The sequence below is a fragment of the Paenibacillus antri genome, assembly GCF_005765165.1.
Classification (GTDB): Bacteria; Bacillota; Bacilli; order Paenibacillales; family YIM-B00363; genus Paenibacillus_AE; species Paenibacillus_AE antri.
Window position 1 is genome coordinate 553,117 of record NZ_VCIW01000001.1, and the last position, 26,143, is coordinate 579,259.

Genomic DNA, 26,143 nt, shown 5'->3' on the forward strand with positions numbered 1-26,143 from the left:
TGGGAGGGTCCACCGCAAGGCAGACCCTCCCCATTTTTCAGTTATTTCGTTGTTGAAACGAGGTAACGCCTTTACTGAACATTACACTGCCCAAGCCCGGGTGATGATGACGAGCAAAATGAAGAGTACCAAGATCGCTCCCGTGCTCGTGAATCCGCCGTAGCCTGCGCCGCCGCAGCCGACGCCTGCGTTTACGTATGCCATGTTCCTCACCTCCCCGCCTGCAGCGTCCGTTCTCATAGCACTAGTAGAACAAGAACGGCAGCAAGAACAGCAGGGCGATCGACGCCCATGCCAATCCGTAGCCGGGGTAGCCGTAACCAGGATATCCGTAGCCTGGATACCCGTAACCGAACGCCTTCGTTTTCGCTTTGGACGCCATGCGCTGCAGCTGCTTCTTCGCTACGGGAGCGCGCGTGGACAGCACGGAAGCGCCGGACCGGCTCCCGTTGATTTCGATGCCGTCCGCGCCGACGCGGCTGATCGTGCCGACGACTTGCGTTCCGTCATGCAGTACTGCGCATACCGTCTTGCCGACATAAGGACTGCACGTTTCAGGAGTGATGGGGTGAAGTCGTTTCAAAAGAGACCTCCTCCTTTCCGCAGTACTTCCCTTATGTATATCGATACGGAGCGCGGATTGACAAGGTACCCGCCCGGCCGAGCGAGAAATCAGCGGACGCCCGGGCGTTCGGGACGACCTCCGCGCATATGCTGTGGCAGGAAGGAGTCGGGTGCCATGGAGTATCATGAAATCATCGCCGCGACCGGCGCGGGCGCGGCACATCCCGGAGGGTTCGGCGGCACGCTGGACTTCCTCGCCGACGCCGAGGTCTCGCCGGGTCAGCGCGTGCTGGAGGTCGGCTGCGGGACGGGGCGGACGTCTTGCGCGCTGGCCGCGATGGGCTGCGCCGTGACGGCGGTCGACCGGAGCGAGGCGATGCTGGAGAAGGCGAAGCGGAGGGCGGCGCTGCTGGGCGCGACCATCGACTTCGTGCAAGGCGATCTTCGCGCGCTGCCGTTCGAGGCGGCCTCGTTCGACATCGTCTTCGCGGAATCGGTGACGGCATTCGCGCCGCCGGCGGAGGCGTACCGCGAGTACGCGCGGGTGCTGCGATCGGGAGGGCGCGTCTGGGATAGAGAGCTGTACAAGATCGAAGCCGACGCTCCGGAGCTGGACGCGGAGATGTACGCGTTATACGGCTCGGCGCCGCTGCCGACGAAGTCGGGCTGGCTCGAGTCGCTCAAGGCCGCGGGGTTCGTGCGCGTGGGCGTCTGGACGCCTCGAGACGGACGGCCGTTCGTCGTCGGCAGCGCGGAGCTGGAGGCGGACCCGTTGCAATTTATCGACCTCGACCGAGTGCTTCGCCCCGACGTCGCGGCGTTCACGGCGCGCAACGCCGCCTTCCTCCGGCGATTCGGCGAAGCGCTGTCGTACGGCGTGTTCATCGGGGAGAATCCGTAAGGGAATGTTTCCGGCGGGGACGTTCTCTCGTCCCTGAACGCGAAGAGGGGAGGATTCGCCGTTCGGCGAACCCTCCCCAGATATTCCTGTCACTTTTCTCTTATCTTATGAAGTTCCATATCATGCTTAGAAACCTGGTTGCGCAAATAATCGACGTCCGCGTTCGCGTTCCGGAGCTGACCCATGACCTCGAGATGCCTCAGCCGGTTCGCCTCGCTCTCCGATGCGACCCGCTGCTCCAGCCCGTCGAAGCGCTGTTCCAGTCCGTCGAAGCGCTGTTCCAGTCCGTCGAACCGCTGCTCCAATCCCAGAACAGCTTTATTATTTTGAGCAACCATCTGAATCAACTGAACGATGTGGTTCTCGATGCGCTCCAACCGCTCTTCGCTCATCCGAACGCCCCCCGGCCCGTAGTACTGGTATTATACCACCGGCCTCGGACGGGAACAACCGTTTGCATTTTGCAAAATAACCGTTACTGCTTGCTCATGAACGATGCTTCAAGCATTCGACGAGCATCAGCAGCGTCATCGACTGGCCGTACGGCATCGGGCAGACCGGGATGCCGCGGTAATAGTCGAGGTCGCGGCCAAGGCCGGTGCCATAGGAGACGCCTTGCACGGTGCCGTTCTCATCGATTTGGCCCATGACGCCTTGCGCCGCCTTCCAGCCGACGGCGGCGTAGATCTCCGGCAAGTAGCCGAGGCGCACCGCCTTTAGGATTCCATACGCGAAGGCTGCCGTCGCGGACGTCTCCTCGTACGTAGTCGGGTCCGTCAGCAGCGTATGCCACAGTCCGCTGTCCGCTTGAAGCGCCGATAGCGTCTTCGCCTGCCGCTCGAGCGAGCCGAGCAGGAACTGCTTGACGCCGAGCGGCAGATCGACGATGTCGAGGTAATCGACCAAGCCCGCCGTATACCAAGCGTTGCCGCGGCCCCAGAGCGCCCCGGCGTAGTAGCTCTTGTCCGCGAACGACCAGCCGTGGAAGAACAGCCCCGTCACCGGATCGGTCAAATATTTCAGATGGACGAGAAATTGGCGAACGCTCTCCTGCACGCAATCGTCGCGGCCGAGCAGCACCCCCATACGCGCCGTGAACAGCACGGTCATGTACAGCGTATCGTCCCACAGCTCTCCTTCGTTCGTCCGCCCCGAGACGATGTGCTGGAAGCCGCCTTCCTCCGTGCGGGGCAGCTCGTTCATCGCGTAATCGAGCCACTCCAGGCAGAGCTCCCGGAAATCCTCCCGCCCCGTCTCCTCGACGAGAAAGCTCAGCGTCAGCATCGGACACATCGTATTGATGTTCTTCTCCGGCACCGTCCCGGCCGCCAGATGGCGGTCGAACCAGGAGGTCAAGAAGTCGAGCAGCTCGGGCTTGCCGCTTTCTTTGTAGTACAAGTATAGCGAGAACAGGGCGACCCCCTGCGGCCACTCCCAGTTCTCCATGGAGATGATGCCGATCGGGATCCCGTCTTCGTTCCGGTCCGACTTCAGATGCTGCAGCTGATGGACGATTCTATCGATCCGCTCTTGTACGTCCGCGACTTGGAGCTGCAAGGGCGCGCTCATGGCGTCACCTCCGTCTGCCCCGTCGCCGCGATGCTGCGTTCCGTCAGCTCGCGAATCGGCGCGGGACGGACCGGCGCGGCGATGCGCATGCCGTCCGCCTCGAGCGTGCACGTCTCGCCGTCCGTCGCGGCGACGTACGGCGCCGTCGACGCGCCGAGCGCGAACTGACCGGCGACGATCGCCCGCTCGAGCGCCGCGAGGCGAATGTCCTGCGCCTCCCCTTCGTACAAGATCACGTCGACGCCGATCGTGCCGTTCTCCCGCGCGATCTCATATCGGATCGCATGCCCTCCGAACGCGGCCGCACCCAGATCGACCGTAATCGGCAGCTCGCCGATTCGGCCGACGCAGCGCGGAAGCGCCCCGTCCCGCGGGAGCCAATCCGCCTCGACCGACTCGATCGCGCCGCCGATTTCGAAGCGCAGCCGCAGGTCCTTCGCGCGGATCGTCCCGTCCCGGATGAGATGCAGGTTCGGATGCCGGTCGCCGCCGTCGGTAGCGAAGTGCACCGCGAACAGCGCGCGACCGTCCCGCTGGGCGGCGAGCAGCCAAGCGCCGGTGTAATCGTAGCCGTCATGCAGCGCGCGCAGATGCACGTAGACCGGGCCGGACGGCGTCGCGGCGTACGCCAACAGGCTCCGGCGCTGGTTCCATAGATCGCCGTGACTGACCGTCGCGAGGCTGTAGTCCTCGGTCGCGTACGTGACGGCGTATCGCTGCTTGCCGCCCGCGTCTACGAGCAGCGGCTGAACTAAGCTCGAGGTGCGCGGCTCGACGAAGCGAGAGACGAACTTGTCCGGGCAGCGAATCCGATTCCCGTACCACATCGTGTGGTAGTGGAACGCTTCTTCGGGCAGCCACGTCACCCGGCCCTCTAGCGCATGCTGCAGAAACGACAGCACGTGCGGCTGCAGCAGCTCCGAGTACGCGCGCGCGTGCGGGCCGGACCACTGTCCGGTGCGCGGATGAAACCGCTCGGCTACAATCGCCCACGCGACGTCGAGCAGCTCTTCCGCCAATCGACGCGCAACGGGACTGCCGGTCTCCGTGAGGATGCTCGACAGCTCCTCGATCGCGACCGTCGTGTACGTCGGACTGTTGAACTCTTGGAACGTCCCGCTCTCCATCGTGTAGTCGTAGAAGCGCTGAAGCCGCGCGAGCCCGTACGCCTCCACGTCGGCGTCGCCGAGCCATTCGCCCGCGCACAGCGTCACGAACGCGCCCATGATGGCGATGTTCGTGTAATGCGGGCCGACGTTGCGCCGGATGATCGCCTGGCAGGCGTTGCGCACCGCCTGCTCGATCGAACCGCGAAGCGCCTCCGGCAGCGTGCCGCTATGGCGCTTCAGCGTTAACAACAACGGCTTGCCGATGAAGTCCGCCCAGTTCCAATCCGGCGGCGCCATCTGCGTCAGCGGCTCTTCGTAAAACCAAGACCAGATGCCGAACGTCTTGTTCTCGGGATTCGTGTCCTGCGCCTCCACGAGCCGCGTCAATACCTCGAACGCGCGCTCCCGATGTTGCGGAAGACCGCCGTCCAGCAGCGCGAGGGCGTAATACGCCGCCGTCCGCGTTCGATGGACTTCGCCGATGTCCTCCGTAAGCGTCGTATGGTAGCCCGGACTGGTAAACGGCTCCGTCACCGCCCGCATCGCGGCGTTATACGCCGCCTCTTGTCGCTCCAGTTCCCGCAGCAGCAGATCGTGTTCGTTCATTCGTCGTCCCCTCCGTCGGTGTCCAAAATCCGAAACAAGCGAGCGTCTCCCGCCTCGACCCGCATCCGGCTTGCATTCGCTTCCCGATGCTCCTCCGTCCCAAGCTCCGACAACAACCCGCTCCCGTAAGGCAGCCGCAGCTCCGTCTCGACCGCTTCGTCCGCGACATTCCAGACGAACAAGTACCCCGCGCCGTCCGCGCCCCGGACCGCGACCGCCCGCAGCGCGGCGGCGCCGCACCGAACCGCGACCGCCCCGCCGCCCGCGGCGAACGCCCGGGTGACGTCATGCGTCTCGCTGGATCGGACGACCGCGCCGACGTCGAAGTACGGCTCGCCGGCTTCCCGCCGCGTCAACCCCAGCTCCGCGTCGATGCACAGCGCGTCCGCGTACAGCGTGCCGAGCCCGTCGTCATGCCCCCGATCGGCGTATCGCTTCGGGGCGATATTGCGCCGGCCCGGGCGATACAGCGTAAGCCCGCCGCCGTAGACGGCGACGACGCCGATCGCGTCCTCGACGTTCGCCCACGCCGAATCGAGCGACAGCGTCTCCTCCCGCGAATGACCTGCCCCCTCTACGACTCGCGTCCCGCTCTCCGCGTGCAGCGTCCGCCGCCCGCCGTTGAACAGGTCGTTCGGAATTTGCAGATGCAGGCTCATCACCGCCTCGGCATAGCTGCGCACCGGCGAGACGGCATGCTGCAGCACGATCATCGTCGTATCGTCCGGCAGCGCGGCGACCGCGGTTCGCTGCGCCGCGAGCCGCTCGCGCGGCATCCCTTCGCCGAGCAGCTTCTCGGTAAAGATATGATGCACGCCGCAGGTAAGAAATCCGCCGGGAAACTCGCGCTCCCGATGCGCGGCCACCTCGTGCACGGGATGATTGCCCAGCCCATGGATTCGCCCGGCCAAATTCCAGCGCCACTCCGCGAGGCTGCTGTCGCCCGGCGGCAGGCACAGCCCCTGCGGCTTCTCCGCCGCCTTCCACACCCAAGACGCGATCCGCTTCGGACTGCGGTGGAACGCCGCGCCGTGGAACGCGTCCGACCAGGCGAAGCGCTCCTCTCCCGCGGCATCCCCGACCGAGGCCGACGCCTCCCTTCCCCAGTACGCCCCCATCGAAAGCGTCACCGCCCGGTCCGACTCCAGCCGCGTATAATAGTAAGGCGACCGCCGGGCCAGCGTCCGGCAGCGCACGGACAAGTACGAACCGTCGCCGTTCGCCGCCTGCTCCCGCTCCACGAGCGAAAGCCAGCCCGACATCCAGCCTTTGCACCGTTCGCCCCATAGATCCTCCGCGAGCAGCCACGTCGGGATCATGTAATCTTGGCAGTACGTATACGGCACGCGCGTATCTCCTCCGATCCGGAGCAGCCTCCCGTCGGGGAACAACAATCGCTTCACCAGCTCCCACAGTTCGCGGGCCCGGTGGTACAGCGCCTCCGGCGGCCGCAAGCCCCGGCGCTTGAAGTCGAAATGCAGCATCGCGACGTTCGACAAGCAGATGACCATGTATCCGACGTTCAAATAGCCGTGATGATGGAGCGCGTACGAGGGGAAGAAGTTGTCCCCGACGAACCGGTCCATCACGCGCTTCCCGTCGACGACCGCTTCGTTCGACGCGTCCGCCGCGACGGAGATCGAGTTGATCAGCAGCCGCGAGCCCTGCTCCCGGTACGCCTCCGCCTGCGACAGGTCCGGATACAAGCTCGCGACGCGATGCAGCAGCGCTCCGTTCCACAGATTGCTCTCCGGCTTGTTCTTCCCGCTCGCGTTGTCCGGATGGCCGACGACCGGATACGACGAGAGCACCCAGTCCGCCTCCGAGACGAGCACGCGCCGAAGCATCGCGCGGTCGTCGTCCGTCAGCCGGTCCGCGATCGCCTCGACGCCGTGCATCATGCGCTCCACCCCGAGCGCGCTGATCCACGTATGCCCCCACTTCGTGCCGTCCGTGCAATGGAAGTCCCCCTCCAGATGCGACGCCAGCGAAAACCGGAGCGTCCCGAGCGCCAACGCGTGCAGCCGCTCCCGATCAAGCCCGCCCTCGATCTCCGGCAGCTCGGGCGCCGCGGCCAACGCCGCGAACGCCCCGAACGCCTTCTGATTCGTCTGGACGCCCCAGCTGCCGAACCCGGTGCCGTAGCACGTCAATTCCTCCCGCCCCGGCAGCCGAGTTGCGTCGCGGACCGCCGAAGCGGCCCAGCGCGCGAGCGACGAGACGCACCGTTCCGTCAAGCTACTCGATCTTGAACTCATAGATGTCCTTCGTCAAAATCCAATCCTCGGCATGATTCGCATACCAGTCGACGTACCAGTCGTCGACCTGCTTGCCGCCGGCCTTTTCCCAGAACGCTTGGGAATCCGCCGCCGCTTGCTCGACGGTAACCTTGCTACCGCCGATCAGCGCCTGCTGCATGAAGCTCTTCATCTGCTCCGCCGTGTTCGTCACGATCAGCTGCAGATCCTTCGGCAGCGTCGGCATCTGCTCGACGTGCGTCAGATCCGCCATCGGCGTCTCCGGATTCAGGTAAGCCGCATCCGCTTGTTTAATGATTTCAAGGTATTCCGCATCGACCGGATCTTCCGGATTCAGCTGATTTTTGAAATGCGCGCATTCGCCGAACAACGCGGCGGACACCAGCATCCGATAGTCGGCCGTCCAACTTTGCTCTTTCTTGTTCTTCTCCGTATCGATCGGCGTCGGACAGCCGTTGTCGCCCGCCTTGTAATGCTCGCCTTCGATACCGTATTGCAGGGTCGTCATCGTCGATTCGCGGACGAGGAAGTCGACGTACTTCATGACCGCGACCGGATCCTTCGCGTTCGCGTTGATCGCCGCCGTCGCCTGCACCGGGTTGCCGATGACCGGACTGAATCGGCCGAATTCGCTCGCCGGCAGCGGGATCGCCATGACCTTCGCGTCCGGGAAATTCGCCTTGAGCGCCGTGAACGTCGCGTACGCCTCGCCGCCGTTCGCCCCGTAGAAGCCAAGCTTTCCGTTGATGAAGTCCTGCTTCGCCTTCTCGCTGTTCTTATCCGTGAGGAAGTCCTTGTCGATCAGGCCGTTGTCGTACAGCTTCTTCACGAAATTGTGTTTCGCGATGTTGTTTTCCGTCGTCTTGACCAGGCCGCCGTCTACCGCCTTATAGCCGACGTTCTGGAATATCTCGTTGAGGATCGCGTCGCCGACCGCCGTAACGCCCATCGCGAGCGTATCCGCTTGGCCGTTGCCGTCCGGATCCCGCTTCACGAACGCTTCCGCCGCCGCGTACAGCTCCTCCGTCGTTTGCGGAATGCCGAGTCCGAGCTTGTCGAGCCAATCCTTGCGCACGAAGAAAATATGGTTCGTAAGCAGGCCGTTCAGCCGCCCGAATTCGTACATGTTGCCGTCCTCGCGCGTCGCGACTTTCCTTAGGAGCGGATACTTCTCGAGCAGCGCCTTATACTCGACGCTGTGCTCTTCGATCAGATCGTTGAGCGGCATCAGCTGCTTCTGGCTGATCAATTCGTTCCGATACGCCGTATCGTATTCGAAGATGAGATCCGGCGCGGAGCCGGAGGCGAACATGACGTTGAACTTCTCTTTGGATTCCCAGCGCGGGACGGGGACGAACTTCACGTCCGCCGGCCCGTTCTCGACCAGCCACTTCGTCCAACGATTGTTGTCCGCCGTGCCTTCCTCCGGCGGAATCGATCCCCGGTCGTAGATCGACGCCGTAATGCTGCCTCGCGCCTCCGGCGCCGCATCTCCCGTCTTGCCTTCGCCGGCCGTCGACGTTCCGCCGCTCTCCTTCGGAGGAGCCGCCTCCCCGCCGCCCCCGTTGGAGCAGCCCGCCGCGAGCAAAGACGCCGTTATTACAAGCGCTGTCGCCGTTACCCATCTCGCACGTGTTTCCATAGAAATCCCCCTAATCCATATTGAAGTGCCTTCCCGTTACCCTTTGATCGCGCCGATCATGACGCCCTTGACGAAGTATTTCTGCAGGAACGGATAGATGACGAGCATCGGCACGAGCATGACGATGACGCCCGCGGATTTGATCGTCTCCGGCGTCATGTTCATGATGTCCTCCGGCTGCAGGTTCGCAAGCTCCTGCAGCATGGACTGGCTTCGAATCATCTGCTGCACCATGACGGTCAAGTTGTACTTCGACGGATCGTTCATGAACAGCAGCACGTTCATGAACTGATTCCAGAAGCCGACCGCGTAAAACAACGTCAATGCGGCGAGCACCGGCAGCGACAGCGGCAGCACGATGCGCAGCAGCAGCCGCCACTCGTTGCAGCCGTCGATGCGGGCGGCCTCCTCCATCTCGAGCGGCATGCTCTCGAAGTACGTTTTCAACACCAGCATATTGAATACGCTTACCAATCCCGGCAGCCATATCGCGCCGTACGAGTTCAGCAGGCCGAGCGACTTGATGACGAGGTAATGCGGAATGATGCCGCCCGAGAACAGCATCGTAAAGACGATCGCCAAGGTGAAGAAGCGCCTGCCGTACATGTCCCGGCGCGACAGCGGATACGCGGCGATGATCGTACACGCCATACTCAGCGCCGTACCGACGACGGTAAGGATGACGTTGTTCTTGAAGGCGTTCACGACATCGGTGCCGACGATGAGATTGCGATACGACTCGATCGTTACGTTGACCGGCCAAAATACGACGCGTCCGGACACGACGGCCTGCGCGTCGCTGAGCGACAGCGCCAAAATATGAATCATCGGCAGGATGCAGCTGAGCCCGATCAAGGCTAGGATCGCGTAGTTGACGCCGTAAAACACCTTTTCCCCGAATGTAGCTTTCATGTTGCCGCCCCTCCTACCATAAGCCCTGCCCGAACCGGCGGGCTACGGCGTTCGTCATGAGCACCAGAATGAGGCCGATGATCGATTCGAAGAAGCCCATCGCCGCGGTCAAGCTGAATTGCAAGCGCTGCAAGCCGATTTTGTACGTGTACGTACTGATGACTTCGGACATCGAGAAGACGGCCGAGTTTTGAAGCGTATACACCTGGTCGAACCCGACCTCCATCACGTTGCCGACCGATAGGATGAAGACGATGACGATCGTCGGCGCGATGCCCGGCAGCGTAATGTGCGCGATCTGCCGGAACTTGTTCGCTCCGTCGATGCTCGCGGATTCGTACAGGCTCGGGTCGATCGACGACAGCGCCGCGAGATAGATGATCGCGCCCCAGCCTGCTCCCTTCCAGATGCCCGATCCGATGAAGATCGTCAGCCACGAGCCCTGCTCGTACAAGAAGGCGATCGGCTCGCCCAGCCATGGGGCCAACAGGTCGTTAATGACGCCCTCGGTCGCGAAGATCGTGATCACCATGCCGGAGACGATGACCCAAGATAAGAAATGCGGCAAATACACGAACGTCTGCACCCACCGCTTGAACCACATCCGCCGCGCTTCGTTCAGAAGAATGGCCAGGATAATCGGGAACGGGAAGCCGATCAGCAAGCTTAACACGCTGAGCACGAACGTATTGCGGATGATTTGCAGCGTCTGCGGATTGCTGAACAGCGTCTCGAATTGCCCGAACCCGACCCAAGGACTTCCGAACACGCCGTCCGCGAAGTTGTAGTCCTTGAACGCGATGACGAGGCCTCCCATCGGCGCGTATTTGAATATGGCGAAATACGCGATCACGGGGATGAACATGAGAAAATAAGGAATGTTTTGTTGAAGCCGTTTCCGGTCGACCTTACGCTCTAGCTGCAATGGGGTGCGACGTCCAGCGGTCTCCTCGGCCGTATCCAAGCGCATGTCACCTCTCTTCGGGAAGATGGAATGTCGATCGATCTGGTTCCCACTATAGCCCCGGGCTCCGTCGACCGGCAATCCGCATCTTTCTCGGCGGTTGCACAATATTCGGATCACGCCGGATGCACCATTTTCTTATGCTGCGCACTTTTCGGCTCAGGACGGCGGCGCCGCCTGCTTCCGGTAATCTCCCGGCGTGAGGCCGACGATCTTCTTAAACATGCGGATGAACGAAAAGGAATGCGTATATCCGACCCGCAGCGCGATCTCCTGAATCGACAGCGTCGTCGCGGCGAGCAGCTCCTTCGCTTGCTCCATGCGGACGCCCGCCAAGTACTCGACGAACTTCTCGCCGAATTCCTCCTTGAATAAGTGGCTCACGTATTTGGGGTTTAAATCGAACGCATCGCTTAAATGGTTAAGAGACAAATCCGGATTGCTGAAGTTGTCCGCGATATACCGCCGAACCTCCTTCATCGTCGACGAGTACGTGCGCTCCTCCCGCAGCGCGGCCATCCGGCGCTGCGCGTCGGTCAAGATGCCGCCAAGCCCCGTTCGCAGCTCCTCGAACGTATCGAAATGCTTCAGCAGCCGATGAATCCGCGGCGCCGCCTCCTCCGACCAGATGCGCTGGTAATCGGCGTTCAGCTCCGACAGCTCGCGGGACAGCTGATACACCAAGTAGTTGACCTGATGCAGCAGTTCCTCCTTCGGCGACGCGCCGGTTCGCAGCTCTTCGACGAAGCGCTCGTAATGCGTCTCCCACTCCGGCTCCCCGAGCTTGAACGATTGGGTCAGCCCGCGGAAGTCCGCCATGCCGCCGCGGCTCGCGGCGTCCGACGGATCGGGCGCCTCCCAATGGCCGATGACCCGGCAGTTGCCGAGCGTCATCTTATACTGCAGCGCATGGAGCGCTTGCTCGTATGACGCGCTGATGTCCTCGGCGCGGGCGACGACGTCCCCGAGTCCGATCGTCACCTGGAAATCCACGTTGCTCTGAATCCACGTCACGATGCCCTGCGCGAGCATCGCCACGTCCTCCGTCGTCTGTCCTTCCTTCAGCTGCAGGAACGCGCTCCACTTGTTCGCCGTCAGCCATTCGCCGAAGATGTGCGCCCCATGCTGCAGCGCGATTTCGTGCGCGACGTTGCCGAGCAGAAATTTCAGCAGCGATTGGTCCCGCTTCGTGTACCGCTCGCAAAATTCCATATATCGATCGATCTCGACGACGAGGACGGCCGCCCTGACGCGGGGCGCGTTCCAGCCGTACCGCTCGGCTTTGTCCGGCCACGCCCGCTCCGACACCGTGTCGTAGTCGCCTTCGAGCGTATCCTTCACCCACTGCCGCTTGCTCGACTGCAGATGCTCTTCCCGCTGGCCGAGCAGCTCGTCGGATTGCTCGATCATCTGGTCGAGCGCCGTCTCGATGAACGCGAACTCGTCCTTCCCGCCGTTCCTTAGCAGCTGTTCCGCCTTCAACTGCGCATACCCGTGCACCCGTTCGGTCAGCGAAGCGAGCGGGCGGTAATTGCGCTTGGAAATATAGGTAATGTAGAAGACGGCCGCGATAATCGCCGCGAGACCGCTCGACAGAAGCACGTTATTAAAGGAAGACGCGAATCGGTAAAACGCGCCGCCCCGAATCTGGCTCTTCATAATCCACCCGGTATAATCGGACTGCGCCTCGGTGAACGTTCGCCCCGTCGGCAGCGGCTCCAAGCCGGTCGCGAACAGCGTGTCGCCCGCACGGTCCACGAGCAAAGCCTGCAGGAAGCCGGAGTCGAACATCTCCTGCACGAGCTGCCGCACCGATTGGCCCCGCACGTTGACGACGAGCACGCCCTGATCGCCCGCCGGCACCGGGTACGGCTTAACGAGCGTAACGACGTCGGTCGCGTTCTGATTCGTTAACTCCTTATAAGGACGGAGGCTCGTCCATCGCGAGCCGTCGCCCGTCTCGAGATACGATTCGACGAACGCCCGATCCTCGAAGCGCGAGAGCGGCAGTGCCGCGTCGACGCTCAGCACCGTCTCGTCCTCCCATCGGACCATGTACATGGAGTGAATCATCGGGAATTGGGTGACGATGTCCCGCAGCTTGTCCGAAGGACGAACCATCCGGTGGAACGGCTCGTCCCAGAGCGTCTCGTTATAGAAATTCTGTATGCCGTCGGTCGTCATCAATTCCTTGATCATCATCTGTTCGATCGACCGCAGCGAGTGGTCTACGACCTCGAGCGTATGCGCCGCCGCCCCGCGGTTCACCGTCACCGCCGCCTCGCGGGTAATTTCGCCCACGCTGAAGAAGAACACCGCGATGAGGAAGGAGATGACGATGAAGAAGACCGGCAGGTAGGAGAACAACAGCTTATAGAACCACGATTTTCGCATTCCGATTCCTCCGTCGAGCGATTGTCCCCCAAGTGTACCATGGGAGAAGCTGGATGCCATCCGCTTCCGTATGCACACTTTTCCGATCCATGCACATCATTCCCTTCCGTCCGCGAAAAACGAGAAAGGCCCGCCTCTCGGCGGACCCTCGCGTATGATTCCCCTATTATCGCTTTATACGCCCCATTCCTTCCGGGCTTCGCTCAGCGGCTTGGGCGGCGTCTTCCCCCACGCGTAATGCGCCTTCGGCTTCCGGCCGACCCACCGCTCGTCTACGGGCTCGGAAGCGCGCTGGTACCGCGTATCGCTGCTGATCCGGTACCGGTTCGTCTCGTTGTTGAACGACGCGTGCATCAGAAACATGCCGAAGATAAGCGCGTCCCCCGCGCGGAACGACGTCGACGCCCAGACGCCTCCGAACTTCTCGATCAACTCGACCGGATCCTCCGTGAAGAAGCCGGTCGCCACGTTGTCCCGATCGACGTCCATCCGGCCGTAGCTTTGCTTGACGGCTTCGTAATGCTGCGAGCCGAGCAGCAGCGCCAGCGTCCCTTGCTCGGGCGGGATGTCGCCGAACGGCGTCCACATCGTGTAGACGTCCTTCGTGCCTCTGCCCATATAGACGATATCGTAATGCGCGCCCGTGTTGGCGCCGTTCGCGATGGCCCGCGGCCACTTGTAGTCGTACGTCAGCGCCTTCTCTCCGAACAGCTCGTCGAAAAACCGCATCGTCCGCTCGCTGCTCACGACGTCGATGAACGTAGGAAAGCGTTCGACAAGCTCCTCCGCGCCGCCGCCCCACATCCCGCTCTTGTTGTCCGGGTGAATGACGCCCTCTTCGACGGGGGCTTGCGGGTCGAGCCGCCCCATCGTCTGCAGCGCCGCAAGAAACTCTCCCCTAGCTTTCAGCACCCGTTCCCGATCGTGGAAGTTCCGAATAAGTAAATACCCGTCCTCCCGCAGCCTCCTCCGCAGCGCTTCGACATCGCCGAGCACGTCGTTCGACTCCTTCAGCTCTACGACGTCGGTCCCCCACGTCAATTCAACCTGGCCCATCTTCGTTTTCATCGCCGCACCCCTTCGCGTGTTCCTGCCTCTATCATAAGCGTATGGGGAAGAGACGTCTTTGCGGGAAAGTCGATACCTTTTACTCGAAAATGGACCGGTCCGCCCCGCCCGACCGGTTCAGCGTCAGCGTCGCCTTCCATTCCGTCGGCGCCAGGCCGGTCTCCTTCTTGAACCAAGCGGAGAAGGCGTGGACGGTCGCGTAGCCGACGGCTTCGCCGACCTCCTGCACGCTGTGGCTCGTCGAGCTGAGCATCCATTTCGCCTCCGACACTCTACACTGCTGTTGGAACTGCTTCGGCGTCATGCCGTACGCCCGATAGAATTGCCTGCGGAAGCCGTCCTCGCTCAAGCCGCACAGGCTCGCCAGCATCCCTACGGACAGCCGGTCCCGGAAGCGCTGTCGAATCGATTCCGCCGCCCGCGCGACCGACAGCACCTCCCGCCCGGCGGCGCCGTCGCTTTCGGACAAGAACACCAAGAACAGCTGCAGCCATGTCGAATACACCGCCTCGGGGTCTTTCGCCGGAGCCGACAAGACGCGGAGCCATAGGCGAAACAACGCTTCGTACCGCTCCCGATGCGCGGGCGACAGCCGAATGTCGGCGTACGGCTTCCCCGCGAGCAGCGCTTCGAACATCGCCAGCTGGACGCCTTCGGCCCCCTCCGTCAAGATGACGCCGAAGCGGATCGGCGTGACGGCATGGAAGGAATGCAGCGTGCCGGGCCGGATGCACACGACCTGCCCGCCTTCGACGGACATCTCCTCGGCCTCCGTGCGAAACCGGCCGCTCCCCTCCATAATGAACGTGATTTCCAAGCTGTCGTGACGGTACATGCGATCGTCCTGCCACCGCTCGTCATGCGTGCCTATGAAACTCTTCATCCGGATCGGCACTTCGCATCGCCCCTTCAAGCCGGCGCCGCGGGGAACGACAGCGTCGCCGCGGTCCCCTGCGGGCTCGACTCGATCTGAATGTCTCCGTTCATATCCTGCACGATCTGCTTGCAGATGAACAGCCCGAGTCCGTTGCCCGTCGGCTTCGTCGTCAGGAAGGGCGTGAACAGCTGCCCTTGCAGCTCGGCCGGGATTCCGGGTCCCGTATCGCGAATGCCGACGAACACCTTCCCGCCGGCCGACCAGGAAGAGAGATGCAGGCTGCCGCCCTCGTTCATCGCCTCGATCCCGTTCTTGCATAGATTCAAGACGACTTGCTTCAGCAGATCGCTCTTGGCCATTATGTCGGGAACGTCTTCCATATGCAGCAGCACTTGAATCGACTTGATGTTCGCCTCGACATGCAGGAGCGGGACCATCTCCTGCAGCAGCTTCGGGACTGAGACGGGCTCGTAACGGATTTCCTTCGGCTTCCGCAGCCATAACATCTCGGTGACGAGCCCGTTCACGCGAGACAGCTCCGCCATCGCCATGTCGATGTATTCGCGGCCCTTGGCGTTGCCGCTTCGATCGAACAGTTCGCCCGCGAGCTGAACGAAGCCCTTGATCGCCGTAAGCGGATTCCGGATTTCGTGCGCGGCTCCCGCGGCGAGCTGGCCCAAGACCGAGCTCATCTCGGAACGTTGGAGCAGCGTCTCCAGCTTTCGCTTCTCGGTGATGTCGATGGCGGCGCCGACGACGCCTTTGATGCGGTCGTTTTCGTAATAGGGAGACATAAGCTTGTGGAGGACGACGCCGCCGACCTCGATTTCGAACTCGGTATGCTCTCCGTTCAGCGCCCTCCGGATATGCGGCTCCGCGACGGCGTAAATCTCGGGAGGGAACAGCTCCGGTACGGTTCGCCCATAGATCGCTTCCGTCGTCAGTCCCATCGCTTCGGCGATCTTGCCCTCGGACAACGTATAGACGAGCATCCCGTTCTCGTCCTTCTCGAGGCGGAAGACGAGATTCGGCAGCGACTTAAGCGCTTGCCGCAGATCGTCCAGCAGCTCTATATGAAGCGACTCCTTCATCTGTACTCGATCTTTGGTAATGTCTCTGGCGACGGTTAAGATGCACTGCACGCCAAGGATCTCGACGCACTGCAGATTCAGCAGCGCGTGATGGATATTCCCGGCTTCGTCCAAGAAGTCGGATTCGAAATTTCTGACTGTGCCCCGCTCCTTTAACATGAGGACCAGTTCCTTCCGATCGGAAGGGTTCGCCCATAGATCGAACGTCCGGCCGATAATATCTTCTCTGCGAAAGCCGACGACTTCGAAGAACGCATCGTTCGCATAGAGGCAGAGGCCCTCCTCGAACGTGGTGATGCTGATAATTTCCGAACTCAACGTGAAAATCCGGTGTAACAAAGACTCAAACAAAGCGGGATTCTTGGCGACGCGAAACTCCAGCTCGAATGATCGCAGTAAGCTTGCTTGATCCATTGGTCCATCCCCGCAGTCTGTCTGATATGCGATTTTCCTTATGACCTTTTCTACCCCATCGAAAAGGATTCCTGCCCAGCGGCAAAAAAGCGCAGAATCTCGTAGCGAGACGCTGCGCTTGATGTATGTGTTCGCAGAGAATTAGCTGCGGTTCCCCTACTTGTACAACGCCAGCCAGTCCCGCAGCTGATCCCGCATCTTCTCCCGCACCGACTTCGGCTCGAGAATTTCCGCGGACGGGCCGTATTGGAGAATCCAGCGGAGGAATTCCTTTTCGTTATTGACCGTCACTTCGAACGTCATGCTGCCGTCCTTATGATCCTTCATCCGCGGATGGACGAACAGCTCCTCCTCTTTCACGTATCGGGCGATGTCGGCGCTGAAGCGCACCTTGAACGTAATGTTCTTGTCGCCCTGCTCGATCGACCATGTGTTCTTCAGATGCTTCTTGATGCTGAAGTCGCCTTTGTCGAACAGCTCCTCGGTCACTTCGACCTTCCGGAAGCGGCTGATCCGGAACGTGCGAATGCCCTGCTTCGAGTGGCAATACCCGATCAAGTAAAACCGCTGATCCCGCGGCACCAAGTAATACGGGTCGATCCTTCGCTCCGTCGTCTCGTCGCGGGACATCGTGTGGTAGACGGTGTCGATCGTCCGGTGTTCGAGAATGGCGCGGATGATCGGCTGCAGGAAGTTCGGACTCTCCTTCCGGTACGCCGGCGTGCCCATCTGGATAATGTCCGCGATGTCCTCGATGATGTGATGCCGCCGCGACTTCTCCTTGCGGTGCGCGGCCATCACCTTGTCGTATGCGGTCTCGAACCCGGGCGGCAGCTTCTCCTTGTCAAGCAGCGACGGCAGCATCGAGAAGACGAGCGATTCCTGCTCGGTGAAGTTGAGCGGCGTCATCGCGAATCGGCCCATGAACCGATAGCCGGTTCCCTTCCCTTCGTTGGTGACGGGCGCGATCAAGTAAATCAGCTCCATATCCCGGTAGATGGTGCGGACGTCGACCTCGCATTTGAAGGCGAGATCGTTCGCGGAGATGCCCGGATTGGCTTGAATCGCCGTCAGGATGTTGAAGATGCGGATCAGCTTATCGCTCATGCGCGGTCCTCCTTCGCGGTCTGGAATACGATTGTATTCGACGCCGTTGCCGCCCCCTCCTGCTTGGACTGTCGCTCCCCCTCCGGGTAACCGGGCCGGGCTGCAGACGCCGACGCCGTGCGTCCTTAAGATTCAGCTGCTGCCCAAGCGCATCGACGTGTTTCCGCGCATCTTCATGGCGCCGGAAGCGGAGTGGGCGGAATTCGATCCGGATCTCATGATCGGGCCGATGGCGGACAATGACGCTGGCATGATCGTTCGGGATGCGGTAAAGTTAGGGAAAGACGCCGTTAGTTCGGCGACCAGATCGCTAAGAGATCGCCGGGGACGGAAGCTGGACCCGCTGCGGCTCGGCAATCAGGTCGTATTCGCGAACGAACGGCTGGAAGACAGCTTGCGGCTCGTCGGCTATTATCTCCGTTCGGAAGGTAGGTTGAAGTACCATGACAATCAGCACGTACGAAGAGCTTGACCGATTCGGGCAAGGCATGGTGGAGCATCTTGTCGGGCGTCTTCGGTACGGCCCTGACGACGCCGTCCGCCTCCTGCGCGAGTACGCGCCCGTTCTGGAGCTGCTCGGGAAGCATTACAACTGCGAGGATTACGCGGAGCGGATCCACGAGGCGCATGCGAACGGCTTGACGCCGGAACGATGGATCGAGCGCATCCGGGAGCTGGAGCGGCCCGCCTCGCGCAACGCGAAGAAGGCGACGACCAAGAAGGAGACCCGAGGTTTCCTGCAATAAGCTTTGCAGCCCGCCGGATCATGCGTCCGGCGGGCTTTCTTTACTTCGATCGGTTTCGAACAGCCGGCCTTCGTCCGGTATGAACGGGAAAATCTCCCGTCTACTTCGTTTGTGTGCAGACGTTCCCGCAATCGGACGGGAAAAGCTCCCGTTTATTTCGCATCGTTCTGCGAAAATGAACCGAATTGGCTTGATAGAAGGGAGCTTTTCCCGTTCGACGGGCCTAATCGAGTCGATTCGCGCTCATGGACGGGAGGATTTCCCGTCCGCATGAACGTCCCCTACATCGCCTTGCCGCGCCCGCGGCCGGCCTTCGCCGCCCGGCGCCTCCGCACCCACCACCAAGCCGCCAACTCCGCCGCGACCCAACCGACCGCGAGTATCGCGACCAGAACCGACCGGTCGAGGTCCGGGAACGCGTAGCCGTACAGCAGCATCGCGACGACCGCGAACAGCCCGCGAACGAGCTTCGCGACCTGCCGCCCTTCCGCCTTATACGTGCGTGCCAATCAATTCCCCCCTCTCCTCTTGGAACAAGCGCCCCGCCTACGAATTCGGCGCCATCTTATGCAGCTGGTCGTTCTCGTAAATATGCGTCCCAGGCGAGTACATCTGCGCCGCGCGCAGCATGACGGCCGCGACGTCGCGCGCCTCGATCGGGCGGTACTTGACCAGCGACCCGCGGAAGACGAAGGCGAGCGGACGCGACAACAGCGCGGCGACGCGTTCGCCGAACCGGAACTGCCGCCGGTCGCCGAGCAGGAGCGACGGCCGGACGATCGACGTCATCGGCAGCTGCAGCGCGCGAACCGCCGCTTCCGTCTCGCCCTTCACCCGGCTGTAGAAAATCTTCGACGCCGGATCCGCCCCCATCGACGAGACGAGCACGTATCGGCGCGCGCCGGCCGCCTTCGCGAGCCGCGCGGCCGCTACCGGGTAGTCGTAGTCGACTTCGCGGAACCGCGCCTGCGATCCCGCCTGCTTGATCGTCGTCCCGAGCGCGCAGAACACGTCCTCCGCGCCCGCGAACGCCGCGCCGGACATCGCCGCGAAGTCGGCGAGCACGACTTGCTTGAGCTTCGCCCGCTCCGGCAGCGGCCGGCGCACGATCGCCGTCACCTCGCCGTACGCCGGCGACGCGAGCAGCTTGTCCAACAGCTGCGCCCCGACGAGTCCGGTGGCGCCGAGAAGCACTGCCTTTTTCAAATTAGGTTCCATGGTGGGTCGTCCTCCCGCATTTCCGTGTACCCCCATCGTATCGGAAAAAAACGCCGAAAGAAAGAGCCGCCGGCCCCGGCGGCTCTCCCGAAAGTTATCGATGCAGCTCTTCGAACGGCACCGGCAGCTCCCGGCCTTCGGCCGCCGACTTCTCCGTCGTCTCGATGACGGCGATGTTGCGAAGCGATTGCTCCGGCGTCACGATCAGCTTCGCTCCGCGATACAGATGATCCGCGACGTTCGCATAATACGATTCGCCTCGGCTCTTGGCGGTCGCCACCTTCGTCTCCACCTTCACGCCGGAGAGATCGGTATAGAGCGTCAGCTCCCCGTCGAAAATGTTCCCGTCCACGATCCCGCCTTTCGTCCCGAGCAGCCGGACATGCGGCTTGCCCGCGTGCGCGATGCTCGAGATTTGAACGTTGATCGTGGCGCCGTTTTCCATATAGATGGTGCTGTCCACGTGGTCCTCGTTCGTATACTCGTGCCACACGAGGTTCTGCACGACGCCGCGCACCGAACGGATGCCGCCCGGGACGACGCCGAGCGCATAATCGATCAGATGCGCGCCCCAATCGTACAATGCCCCGCCGGAGATCGCCTTCACGGACCGCCACCAATCGTTCGGCTTGCCGTACCCGCCGAACGCCAGCTCGATGTGGAAGACGTCGCCGATGATGCCTCTCCCGATCAGGTCCTTCAGCGTCAAGTACCAGCCGTCCCAACGGCGGTTATGATACACCGACAGCATCTTCCCCTTCTCGCGGGCGAGCATCGTCATCGCGTAGCCGTCCGCCGCGGCGATACACATCGGCTTCTCCAGGATGCAGTGCTTCCCGGCTTGCAAGATGCGCATGCCGAGCTCCGCGTGCGTATTGTGCGGCGTAATGACCGTAATCAGGTCGATGTCGTCCCGCGCCAGCAGGTCGTCGGGATTCGTATACGTATCGATGTCCGGGAAGTCCGCCTTCGCTTGCGCGGCCCGGCCCGCGTCCAGATCGCACGCCGCCGCGAACGCGATCCCGTTCTCCATCATCTGCATCGCATGCTGCTTGCCCATGTTGAATGCGCCGCCGTATCCGATGACCGCTCCTCGAAGCTGCGTTGTCATGGTCGATTGTTCACGCTCCGTTTTTTCGAATGTCGATTTCGTATTGCGTCGTTTCGTTCTTACTGTACCAGAGCGAGGCGCGCCGTTCCATGACTAGGATGGCAACGACTTGTACAATCTTGCTACATGTTCGCAAGAAACCGCAAGTCCGAAACTGTAATAAGTCGGTAAGGTAACTGTACAAACGGGACGCATATACTAATGGAAAGAGGGCAATCGAGGAGGCGGTCTCGCGTGCGAGCGAACTTGTGGCGAGGGTGGAATACGGCGGCGTATGTGGCGGTGCTTCTGGCGAACGGACTTGCGAACGCCATTCCGATCGGGGGAAGGACGACCGGCGAGGTGTCGGCGATGTTCCCGGTTTTGGCGACGCCAGCTTCGTATGCGTTTACAATTTGGGGCGCGATCTATGCGCTGCTGGGCGTCTTCGTGCTGCTCCAATGGCGGCCAGGCTGGCGGGAGCTGTCCGTCTTCCGGCGCATCGGGCCTTGGTTCGTCGTAAGCTGCGCGTTCAATATCGCTTGGCTGCTGTGCTGGCACTACTTGTACATTCGTTCGAGCGTCTTCCTCATCCTCGGGCTGCTGCTTTCGCTGCTCCCGATCTACCTCGCGACGCGACGCGTGGACGGCTCGCCGCGCGACGACGCGGGGCTGACGTCGAAGCTGTTCGTGCAGCTTCCCTTCAGCCTGTATACGGCTTGGATCGCGGTCGCTTCCGGCGTCAACGGAATAGTCGGGCTCAAGGCGTCCGGCGGGAACGGTTGGGGGCTCGAAGCGTATTGGACGATGCTGTTGCTCCTCGTCGCGGCGGGTATCGCGTACGCCGCGTTCCGCCGGTACCGCGACACCCCCTTCGTCCTGACGGTCGTCTGGGCATTCGTCGCGATCGGCGTCGAGCAGCAAGGCGCGGCGCCGATCGTCGCATGGATCGCTTGGCTGCTGGCGGGGGTGCTGCTCTTGCTCGCGCTGCGGATCGTGCCGGCGCGGCGGCGGCGGCGGTAGAGTTGCGGGTCCCGCTCGGGGGCGCACGGCCGGTTGCAATAGCCGGCGCCCCCCAGCCCGTCTCCCCTCTCCCGTGGTTCCTTGTCCTCGGTTTCCTTTCGCTCAGCTGTGGGCCGCCCCCGTCCCTTCTCTCCTGCGGTTCCTTGTCCTCGGTTTCCTTTCGCTCAGCTGTGCGCCGCCTTCGTCCCTTCTCTTCTGCGGTTCCTTGTCCTCGGTTTCCTTTCGCTCAGCTGTGGGCCGCCCCCGTCCCTTCTCTCCTGCGGTTCCTTGTCCTCTGTTTCCTTTCGCTCAGCCGCCGGCAGCCTCTGTCCCTTCTCTCCTGCGGTTCCTTGTCCTCGGTTTCCTTTCGCTCAGCTGTGGGCCGCCCTCGTCCCTTCCTGCGGTTCCTTGTCCTCGGTTTCCTTTCGCTCAGCCGCCGGCCGCCTCCGTCCCTTCTCTCCTGCGGTTCCTTGTCCTCGGTTTCCCTTCGCTCAGCCGCCGGCCGCCTCCGCCCCTTCTCTCCTGCGGTTCCTTGTCCTCGGTTTCCCTTCGCTCAGCTGTGGGCCGCCCCCGTCCCTTCTCTCCTGCGGTTCCTTGTCCTCGGTTTCCTTTCGCTCAGCTGTGCGCCGCCTTCGTCCCTTCTCTCCTGCAGTACCTTGTCCTAGGTTTCTAGCGAAGTCCAGCTGAGCGAAGGGAATCCCAGGAGAAGGAGTCGCAGACCACACACCGCCCACTCCTCCTCCAAAAAAATACGCCCGGTCGCAGGACCGAGCGAAACCTTCCGACTTACGTAAGCTCCGGCCAGCCCTCGCTTAAAGGGAGCAGCCGCGCGGGTTCCGTCGGCGCTCCTTCGGGCAAGCTGCACATGAGCTCGAGGTGGTTGCCGTCGGGATCGTAGAAGTACACCGACGCGTTCTGTTGATGCGGCCGCATGAGCGGCTCGCGGACGTCGACCCCGCCGAAGGCGTCGACGGCGATGCCCCGCTCGGCGAGCCAGCCGACGGCGGCGCGCAAGTCGTCGAAGTCGACGCGGAAGGCGATGTGCCGGCCGTTCGACGGCGCAGTGGACGGCTCCCGGTTCGTGCGGAAATCGTCCTTCGCCCAAAGGCCTAACCAGCTCGACCGCTTCTCGATCCAGAGGAACGCAACGTCGTCGGATTGGACGGCAAGCTCGAGGCCGAGCGATTCGTAGAACGCGATAGAACGCTGCAAGTCCGACACCGGCAGATGCGTCTCGTATAAGCCCTTGATCATCGCGCCGTCACCCCTTTCAGCGCCGTCGTCAGCGCTACGAGCTGGTCGAGCGCCCGCTCGACCCGCGTCCGCATCCCTTCGTCGGCCGGCGAGCCGTCCGCGTTGAACCACTGGCGGCCGCCGATCGATACCCACTCCGGGCTGTTGATGCCGTGCAAGCCGCGTACGATGCCTTGCAGATGCGTCAGCGAGCTGACGCCGACGGCGCCGCCCGACGAGCTGACGGACAATACGGGCTTGCCGCCTATCTCGCTCGCTCCGAGGTAATCGAGCGCATTCTTGAGCGCCCCCGAGACGGAACCGTGATACTCGGGCGTCCCGAACACGAGGCCGTCGGCACCCTGCACGGCGGCGATCAGCCGCCTCGCGTTCGGGTGCGCTTCGGCGTCGTCCGGGGAGAAGATCGGCAGCGGCGACTCGTACACGTCGAACAGCGTCGCCTCGACGCCTCGCGCCTTCAGCCGTTCTTTCATATATCGGAGCAGCTTCGTGCTCGAAGCGTCCTTCCGGTTGCTGCCTGCCAACAATACAATGTTCGTGTTCGTCATTTTCGCTCATTCCTTCGTCATTGGGTTGGTTGAATTTCCTTATCTCCACTATACGAAGGATCCATACTTGCCACATCGGCTGGAAGGCGTAGCCGGCGATCATCCATTGGTCTTAGGACTCTACGAGACCGTTCTTCACGGCGTACAGCGCCGCTTGCGTCCGATCGGCGACGCCGAGCTTGCTCAGCAGGCTGCTGACGTGCGTCTTCACGGTTTTTTCCGCGATGCCGCAGGCGGCCGCAATCTCCTTATTACTATAGCCTCGGGCAAGGAAGGACAAAATTTCCGCCTCCCGCGGCGTGAGCGCGTCCGGGGACGCCGGACCGGTCGGGGCGGCGGCTGGCGCGGCCGGATGATCCTGCGTCGCGGCGACGTGCGACATGAGCTGAGCCGCGGCGGCCGGGTGCAGCTGCGGCCGGCCTGCATGAGCGCCTCGAATCGCGTTCGCGATGTCGGCGGGGTCCGCGTCCTTCAACAAATACCCGTTCGCGCCGGCCTTGATGGCCGACAACACATGATCCTGCTCGGAAAACGACGTCAACACGATAATCCTCGCCTTCGCGTCCATCGCCCGGATGTCCCGCGTCGCCTCGATCCCGTTTTTCTCCGGCATGAACAGGTCCATCAAGATAACATCTGGCTTCAGCTCGGCCGCGCGGCTTACCGCTTCGACGCCGTTCGCCGCTTCGCCGACGATGTCGAGGTCGTTCTGCATGCCCAGATAGAAAACAAGCCCCTGCCGCACGATCGCATGATCGTCGACGAGGAGCACGCGGATGGCGGATTTCGATGCCGCGGCCGCTTCCTTACCCGAATCGTTCGTTCCGCTCATGGCTTCTCCCCTCCTCGTTCCGCCGCCGGCAGCGGCAGTCGGACGCGCACGTCCGTTCCGTATCCCGGTCGGCTGTCGACCGTGGCCGCGCCGCCGGCCGATTCCGCCCGCTCCCGCATCGTCGTCATGCCGAAGCCGTAGCCGTCCGCGTCGTCGTTCCGGAACCCGTTCCCGCGATCCGACACCGTCATGACGACGGCGCCCGGCTCGAACGCGAGCGCGATCGACGCCCGGTCGACGCCGGCGTGCTTCACCACGTTATTGAGCGCCTCCTGCCCGATGCGCCACAGCGCCAGCTCGACGCGTTCCGGCAGCTGTCGCAGCGCGCCCGCGTCGCAGGACACCGTCACGCCGATCGAGGCGCCGTAGCGGGTCAGCCCCGTCAGCAGCCCTTCCTCGAGGCCGGCCGGCCGCAGCTGCCGAATCATGCCGCGCATCTCGGCCAGCGCCTCGCGCGACAGACGGCCGATCTCCGTCGCCGCCCGCCGCACGCCCGCGGGCGATTCCGCCAGCGCGGCCTCGAGCCCTTTGGCGTGCAGCTGCAGCGAAAACAGCATTTGCGACACCGAATCGTGCAGGTCGCGGGCGATCCGGTTGCGCTCCTCCCAACGGGCGAGCGTCTTGCCCTGCTCCTGCAGCCTCGCGTTCTCGTAGGTGAGCGCCGCATGCGCCGACAGCGCGGAGAGCACCTCCGCGTCGACGCCGTCGAACGCCGCTTCGGTCGAGCTGCCCGCGACGAGCACGCCGATCGGCCGCCCCTGCAGCACGAGCGGCACGGCGGCGCCCGCGCGGATCGGCGCGCCCGACGGAAGCAGCCCCGGATCGACCGGCGCCGCGAGCCGCTTCGTCTCCAGCGTCTCGAGGACGTCGTCGAGCAGCGCGCACGAATGGCCGGGCGCCCCGCACGAAGGCACGCGCACCTCTCCCGCGTCGTACGAGGCGTGCAGGAAGAGCCCCTGCGACTCCCGCATCCATAGCGAGACGTTCGACCAGCCGAACGTCTCGCCCGCGACGCGCACGATGCTGGCCGCGATGCGTTCCGGCTTCGGCTCGACGACCGCGCGCAGCTCGCTCGCGGCCGCGCCGAGCCGCTCGAACCGCGCGGCGCGCTTGCGCTCCTCGCCGTACAGCCGGATGCGGTGCGACGCCGTGCCGATCTGCAGCGCGACCGATTGCAGCAGGCTCAGCTCCTCGTCGCTGAACGCCGTCTTGCCCGGCGCGCCGACGTTCAGGATGCCGAACAAGTCGTCGCCCGACCGGAGCGGAATCGTCGCATGATGCGTCAGCCCGCCGGTGTCGCCGCGCTTGTGCAGGATCGCGTCCTCGATGCGCTTGCAGTTCAAAATATTCGCGGCTCGGTGCAAACGCCCGTCGCGGAACCGGTCGACGCACCAGCAGGTGCCGCTCCGCATCGGCCGCTTGGCGTCCCGCGCGAGCGCCGGGGGCAACCCGACGTCGGCCGCGCAGCGCAGCGCTCCGGTCTTCCGAGGTTCGATGAGGAACACCCATCCCGTCGAGAGGCCCGTCAGCTCGAGCACCTTATCCAGCACGGCGTCCAGCATCTGCGTCATATCGTACGTGCCGTTGATCGTCTCCGCGATGTCCCGCAGCAGCTCCGCCTCGCGCACGCGCGCGTCGTCCCGCATCTCCATCCCTCGTCTCCTATGTATCGCAATCGTAACCGAAACTGATGCTACTCGACCCGCGCCTCGCCTCGACGCTCTTGCTCCAAGCACCTCGCGCAAAACGTTCCCCGCGCGCCGAACCACCGCCACGCAAGCGCCGTTACCGCGCTCAGCCGCTCCTCCTCCTGCCGAACCCGAACTTCCGTAACGTAAGCATCAACCATAGCCGTTCTCTCCCCTTCTGTCATCGATGCTTTCAGTATGGGGGAACCCCGTTACATGCGCGTCGGAAAAAGGACGGAGCCCGCCCTCGGCCTTTGGTCTTACGACCGGCTCGACGGCGGGCAGCTAC

Annotated in this window: 26 protein-coding genes; 4 read left to right on the forward strand and 22 right to left on the reverse strand. The window is 62.9% G+C overall.

Features of this window, described 5'->3' with window-relative positions:
- Positions 1-81 precede the first annotated feature (81 nt).
- Complete coding sequence (locus FE782_RS33075; RefSeq protein WP_274388672.1) at positions 82-204, reverse strand: hypothetical protein; 123 nt, start codon at positions 202-204, stop codon at positions 82-84.
- A 40-nt stretch (positions 205-244) separates the two neighbouring features.
- The gene (locus FE782_RS02105) at positions 245-583 is read right to left on the reverse strand and encodes a hypothetical protein (RefSeq protein WP_138192000.1); all 339 of its coding nucleotides are present in this window, start codon (positions 581-583) and stop codon (positions 245-247) included.
- Positions 584-739: 156 nt separating this feature from the next.
- On the opposite strand from FE782_RS02105, the gene FE782_RS02110 reads away from it, so the two are divergent.
- Positions 740-1,465 (forward strand): class I SAM-dependent methyltransferase, encoded by a 726-nt coding sequence (locus FE782_RS02110; protein ID WP_158299215.1) that lies wholly within the window; start codon positions 740-742, stop codon positions 1,463-1,465.
- A gap of 89 nt (positions 1,466-1,554) precedes the next feature.
- On the opposite strand, the gene FE782_RS02115 is transcribed toward FE782_RS02110, so the two are convergent.
- The 12 genes from FE782_RS02115 to FE782_RS02170 form a co-directional block, all read right to left on the reverse strand.
- A complete protein-coding gene (locus FE782_RS02115; RefSeq protein WP_138192004.1) occupies positions 1,555-1,857 on the reverse strand; it encodes a hypothetical protein in 303 nt (100 codons plus the stop codon).
- Positions 1,858-1,951: 94 nt separating this feature from the next.
- Positions 1,952-3,034, reverse strand: coding sequence for a beta-galactosidase BglB (bglB, locus tag FE782_RS02120; protein ID WP_138192006.1), 1,083 nt, complete (start codon positions 3,032-3,034; stop codon positions 1,952-1,954).
- Positions 3,031-4,749 (reverse strand): DUF8769 domain-containing protein, encoded by a 1,719-nt coding sequence (locus tag FE782_RS02125; protein ID WP_138192008.1) that lies wholly within the window; start codon positions 4,747-4,749, stop codon positions 3,031-3,033. Before FE782_RS02125 ends, bglB begins: the two co-directional genes overlap by 4 nt.
- The gene (locus FE782_RS02130; protein ID WP_138192010.1) at positions 4,746-7,007 is read right to left on the reverse strand and encodes a hypothetical protein; all 2,262 of its coding nucleotides are present in this window, start codon (positions 7,005-7,007) and stop codon (positions 4,746-4,748) included. The genes FE782_RS02125 and FE782_RS02130 overlap by 4 nt, the downstream gene beginning before the upstream one ends.
- Positions 6,988-8,649 carry an extracellular solute-binding protein gene (locus FE782_RS02135; RefSeq protein WP_138192012.1) on the reverse strand — a complete coding sequence of 554 codons (1,662 nt, stop codon included), beginning with the start codon at positions 8,647-8,649 and terminating at the stop codon, positions 6,988-6,990. The genes FE782_RS02130 and FE782_RS02135 overlap by 20 nt, the downstream gene beginning before the upstream one ends.
- Before the next feature lie 36 nt (positions 8,650-8,685).
- Positions 8,686-9,561: a carbohydrate ABC transporter permease gene (locus FE782_RS02140; protein WP_138192014.1), complete on the reverse strand. Its 876-nt coding sequence runs from the start codon at positions 9,559-9,561 to the stop codon at positions 8,686-8,688.
- A gap of 13 nt (positions 9,562-9,574) precedes the next feature.
- Positions 9,575-10,531: an ABC transporter permease gene (locus tag FE782_RS02145; RefSeq protein WP_138192016.1), complete on the reverse strand. Its 957-nt coding sequence runs from the start codon at positions 10,529-10,531 to the stop codon at positions 9,575-9,577.
- Positions 10,532-10,684: 153 nt separating this feature from the next.
- Positions 10,685-12,919: a helix-turn-helix domain-containing protein gene (locus tag FE782_RS02150; RefSeq protein ID WP_158299216.1), complete on the reverse strand. Its 2,235-nt coding sequence runs from the start codon at positions 12,917-12,919 to the stop codon at positions 10,685-10,687.
- A gap of 174 nt (positions 12,920-13,093) precedes the next feature.
- On the reverse strand, positions 13,094-13,987 hold the full coding sequence (locus tag FE782_RS02155) for a phytanoyl-CoA dioxygenase family protein (RefSeq protein WP_138192019.1): 894 nt from the start codon (positions 13,985-13,987) through the stop codon (positions 13,094-13,096).
- Between the two features lie 79 nt (positions 13,988-14,066).
- Positions 14,067-14,870, reverse strand: coding sequence for a helix-turn-helix domain-containing protein (locus tag FE782_RS02160; RefSeq protein ID WP_138192021.1), 804 nt, complete (start codon positions 14,868-14,870; stop codon positions 14,067-14,069).
- Between the two features lie 26 nt (positions 14,871-14,896).
- Entirely contained in the window at positions 14,897-16,369 is a 1,473-nt protein-coding gene (locus FE782_RS02165; RefSeq protein WP_138192023.1) for a PAS domain-containing sensor histidine kinase, read from the reverse strand.
- A gap of 156 nt (positions 16,370-16,525) precedes the next feature.
- Entirely contained in the window at positions 16,526-17,476 is a 951-nt protein-coding gene (locus FE782_RS02170) for a helix-turn-helix transcriptional regulator (protein WP_138192025.1), read from the reverse strand.
- Here FE782_RS02170 and FE782_RS02175 point away from each other — a divergent pair.
- Complete coding sequence (locus FE782_RS02175; RefSeq protein ID WP_138192027.1) at positions 17,454-17,948, forward strand: hypothetical protein; 495 nt, start codon at positions 17,454-17,456, stop codon at positions 17,946-17,948. The two genes, FE782_RS02170 and FE782_RS02175, sit on opposite strands and share 23 nt — an antisense overlap.
- Positions 17,920-18,222: a hypothetical protein gene (locus FE782_RS02180; protein ID WP_138192029.1), complete on the forward strand. Its 303-nt coding sequence runs from the start codon at positions 17,920-17,922 to the stop codon at positions 18,220-18,222. The genes FE782_RS02175 and FE782_RS02180 overlap by 29 nt, the downstream gene beginning before the upstream one ends.
- A 281-nt stretch (positions 18,223-18,503) precedes the next feature.
- Here FE782_RS02180 and FE782_RS02185 read toward each other — a convergent pair whose 3' ends face one another.
- The 3 genes from FE782_RS02185 to FE782_RS02195 form a co-directional block, all read right to left on the reverse strand.
- The gene (locus FE782_RS02185; RefSeq protein WP_138192031.1) at positions 18,504-18,731 is read right to left on the reverse strand and encodes a hypothetical protein; all 228 of its coding nucleotides are present in this window, start codon (positions 18,729-18,731) and stop codon (positions 18,504-18,506) included.
- Positions 18,732-18,768: 37 nt separating this feature from the next.
- Positions 18,769-19,440, reverse strand: a complete 672-nt coding sequence (locus FE782_RS02190; protein WP_138192033.1) for an NAD(P)H-binding protein — start codon at positions 19,438-19,440, stop codon at positions 18,769-18,771.
- A gap of 94 nt (positions 19,441-19,534) precedes the next feature.
- On the reverse strand, positions 19,535-20,551 hold the full coding sequence (locus FE782_RS02195; protein ID WP_138192035.1) for a Gfo/Idh/MocA family protein: 1,017 nt from the start codon (positions 20,549-20,551) through the stop codon (positions 19,535-19,537).
- A 234-nt stretch (positions 20,552-20,785) separates the two neighbouring features.
- On the opposite strand from FE782_RS02195, the gene FE782_RS02200 reads away from it, so the two are divergent.
- A complete protein-coding gene (locus FE782_RS02200) occupies positions 20,786-21,553 on the forward strand; it encodes a TspO-related membrane protein (RefSeq protein ID WP_138192037.1) in 768 nt (255 codons plus the stop codon).
- Positions 21,554-22,318: 765 nt separating this feature from the next.
- Here FE782_RS02200 and FE782_RS02205 read toward each other — a convergent pair.
- The 5 genes from FE782_RS02205 to FE782_RS32185 form a co-directional block, all read right to left on the reverse strand.
- Positions 22,319-22,786, reverse strand: a complete 468-nt coding sequence (locus FE782_RS02205; RefSeq protein ID WP_138192039.1) for a VOC family protein — start codon at positions 22,784-22,786, stop codon at positions 22,319-22,321.
- The gene (locus tag FE782_RS02210; protein ID WP_138192041.1) at positions 22,783-23,334 is read right to left on the reverse strand and encodes an NADPH-dependent FMN reductase; all 552 of its coding nucleotides are present in this window, start codon (positions 23,332-23,334) and stop codon (positions 22,783-22,785) included. The genes FE782_RS02205 and FE782_RS02210 overlap by 4 nt, the downstream gene beginning before the upstream one ends.
- Before the next feature lie 112 nt (positions 23,335-23,446).
- Positions 23,447-24,166, reverse strand: coding sequence for a response regulator (locus FE782_RS02215; protein WP_138192044.1), 720 nt, complete (start codon positions 24,164-24,166; stop codon positions 23,447-23,449).
- On the reverse strand, positions 24,163-25,818 hold the full coding sequence (locus tag FE782_RS02220) for a GAF domain-containing sensor histidine kinase (RefSeq protein WP_238392307.1): 1,656 nt from the start codon (positions 25,816-25,818) through the stop codon (positions 24,163-24,165). The genes FE782_RS02215 and FE782_RS02220 overlap by 4 nt, the downstream gene beginning before the upstream one ends.
- A gap of 41 nt (positions 25,819-25,859) precedes the next feature.
- Positions 25,860-26,015 carry a hypothetical protein gene (locus tag FE782_RS32185; protein ID WP_158299218.1) on the reverse strand — a complete coding sequence of 52 codons (156 nt, stop codon included), beginning with the start codon at positions 26,013-26,015 and terminating at the stop codon, positions 25,860-25,862.
- Positions 26,016-26,143: the final 128 nt, after the last annotated feature.

Excerpts from the sequence above, each read along its gene's own strand:
- FE782_RS33075 (WP_274388672.1), bottom strand. The coding sequence starts at position 204 with ATGGCATACGTAAACGCAGGCGTCGGCTGCGGCGGCGCAGGCTACGGC.
- FE782_RS02110 (WP_158299215.1), top strand. The coding sequence starts at position 740 with ATGGAGTATCATGAAATCATCGCCGCGACCGGCGCGGGCGCGGCACAT.
- FE782_RS02115 (WP_138192004.1), bottom strand. The coding sequence starts at position 1,857 with ATGAGCGAAGAGCGGTTGGAGCGCATCGAGAACCACATCGTTCAGTTG.
- bglB (WP_138192006.1), bottom strand. The coding sequence starts at position 3,034 with ATGAGCGCGCCCTTGCAGCTCCAAGTCGCGGACGTACAAGAGCGGATC.
- FE782_RS02125 (WP_138192008.1), bottom strand. The coding sequence starts at position 4,749 with ATGAACGAACACGATCTGCTGCTGCGGGAACTGGAGCGACAAGAGGCG.
- FE782_RS02130 (WP_138192010.1), bottom strand. The coding sequence starts at position 7,007 with ATGAGTTCAAGATCGAGTAGCTTGACGGAACGGTGCGTCTCGTCGCTC.
- FE782_RS02135 (WP_138192012.1), bottom strand. The coding sequence starts at position 8,649 with ATGGAAACACGTGCGAGATGGGTAACGGCGACAGCGCTTGTAATAACG.
- FE782_RS02140 (WP_138192014.1), bottom strand. The coding sequence starts at position 9,561 with ATGAAAGCTACATTCGGGGAAAAGGTGTTTTACGGCGTCAACTACGCG.
- FE782_RS02145 (WP_138192016.1), bottom strand. The coding sequence starts at position 10,531 with ATGCGCTTGGATACGGCCGAGGAGACCGCTGGACGTCGCACCCCATTG.
- FE782_RS02150 (WP_158299216.1), bottom strand. The coding sequence starts at position 12,919 with ATGCGAAAATCGTGGTTCTATAAGCTGTTGTTCTCCTACCTGCCGGTC.
- FE782_RS02155 (WP_138192019.1), bottom strand. The coding sequence starts at position 13,987 with ATGAAAACGAAGATGGGCCAGGTTGAATTGACGTGGGGGACCGACGTC.
- FE782_RS02160 (WP_138192021.1), bottom strand. The coding sequence starts at position 14,870 with ATGAAGAGTTTCATAGGCACGCATGACGAGCGGTGGCAGGACGATCGC.
- FE782_RS02165 (WP_138192023.1), bottom strand. The coding sequence starts at position 16,369 with ATGGATCAAGCAAGCTTACTGCGATCATTCGAGCTGGAGTTTCGCGTC.
- FE782_RS02175 (WP_138192027.1), top strand. The coding sequence starts at position 17,454 with ATGCGGATCAGCTTATCGCTCATGCGCGGTCCTCCTTCGCGGTCTGGA.
- FE782_RS02170 (WP_138192025.1), bottom strand. The coding sequence starts at position 17,476 with ATGAGCGATAAGCTGATCCGCATCTTCAACATCCTGACGGCGATTCAA.
- FE782_RS02180 (WP_138192029.1), top strand. The coding sequence starts at position 17,920 with ATGACAATCAGCACGTACGAAGAGCTTGACCGATTCGGGCAAGGCATG.
- FE782_RS02190 (WP_138192033.1), bottom strand. The coding sequence starts at position 19,440 with ATGGAACCTAATTTGAAAAAGGCAGTGCTTCTCGGCGCCACCGGACTC.
- FE782_RS02195 (WP_138192035.1), bottom strand. The coding sequence starts at position 20,551 with ATGACAACGCAGCTTCGAGGAGCGGTCATCGGATACGGCGGCGCATTC.
- FE782_RS02205 (WP_138192039.1), bottom strand. The coding sequence starts at position 22,786 with ATGATCAAGGGCTTATACGAGACGCATCTGCCGGTGTCGGACTTGCAG.
- FE782_RS02210 (WP_138192041.1), bottom strand. The coding sequence starts at position 23,334 with ATGACGAACACGAACATTGTATTGTTGGCAGGCAGCAACCGGAAGGAC.
- FE782_RS02215 (WP_138192044.1), bottom strand. The coding sequence starts at position 24,166 with ATGAGCGGAACGAACGATTCGGGTAAGGAAGCGGCCGCGGCATCGAAA.
- FE782_RS02220 (WP_238392307.1), bottom strand. The coding sequence starts at position 25,818 with ATGGAGATGCGGGACGACGCGCGCGTGCGCGAGGCGGAGCTGCTGCGG.
- FE782_RS32185 (WP_158299218.1), bottom strand. The coding sequence starts at position 26,015 with ATGGTTGATGCTTACGTTACGGAAGTTCGGGTTCGGCAGGAGGAGGAG.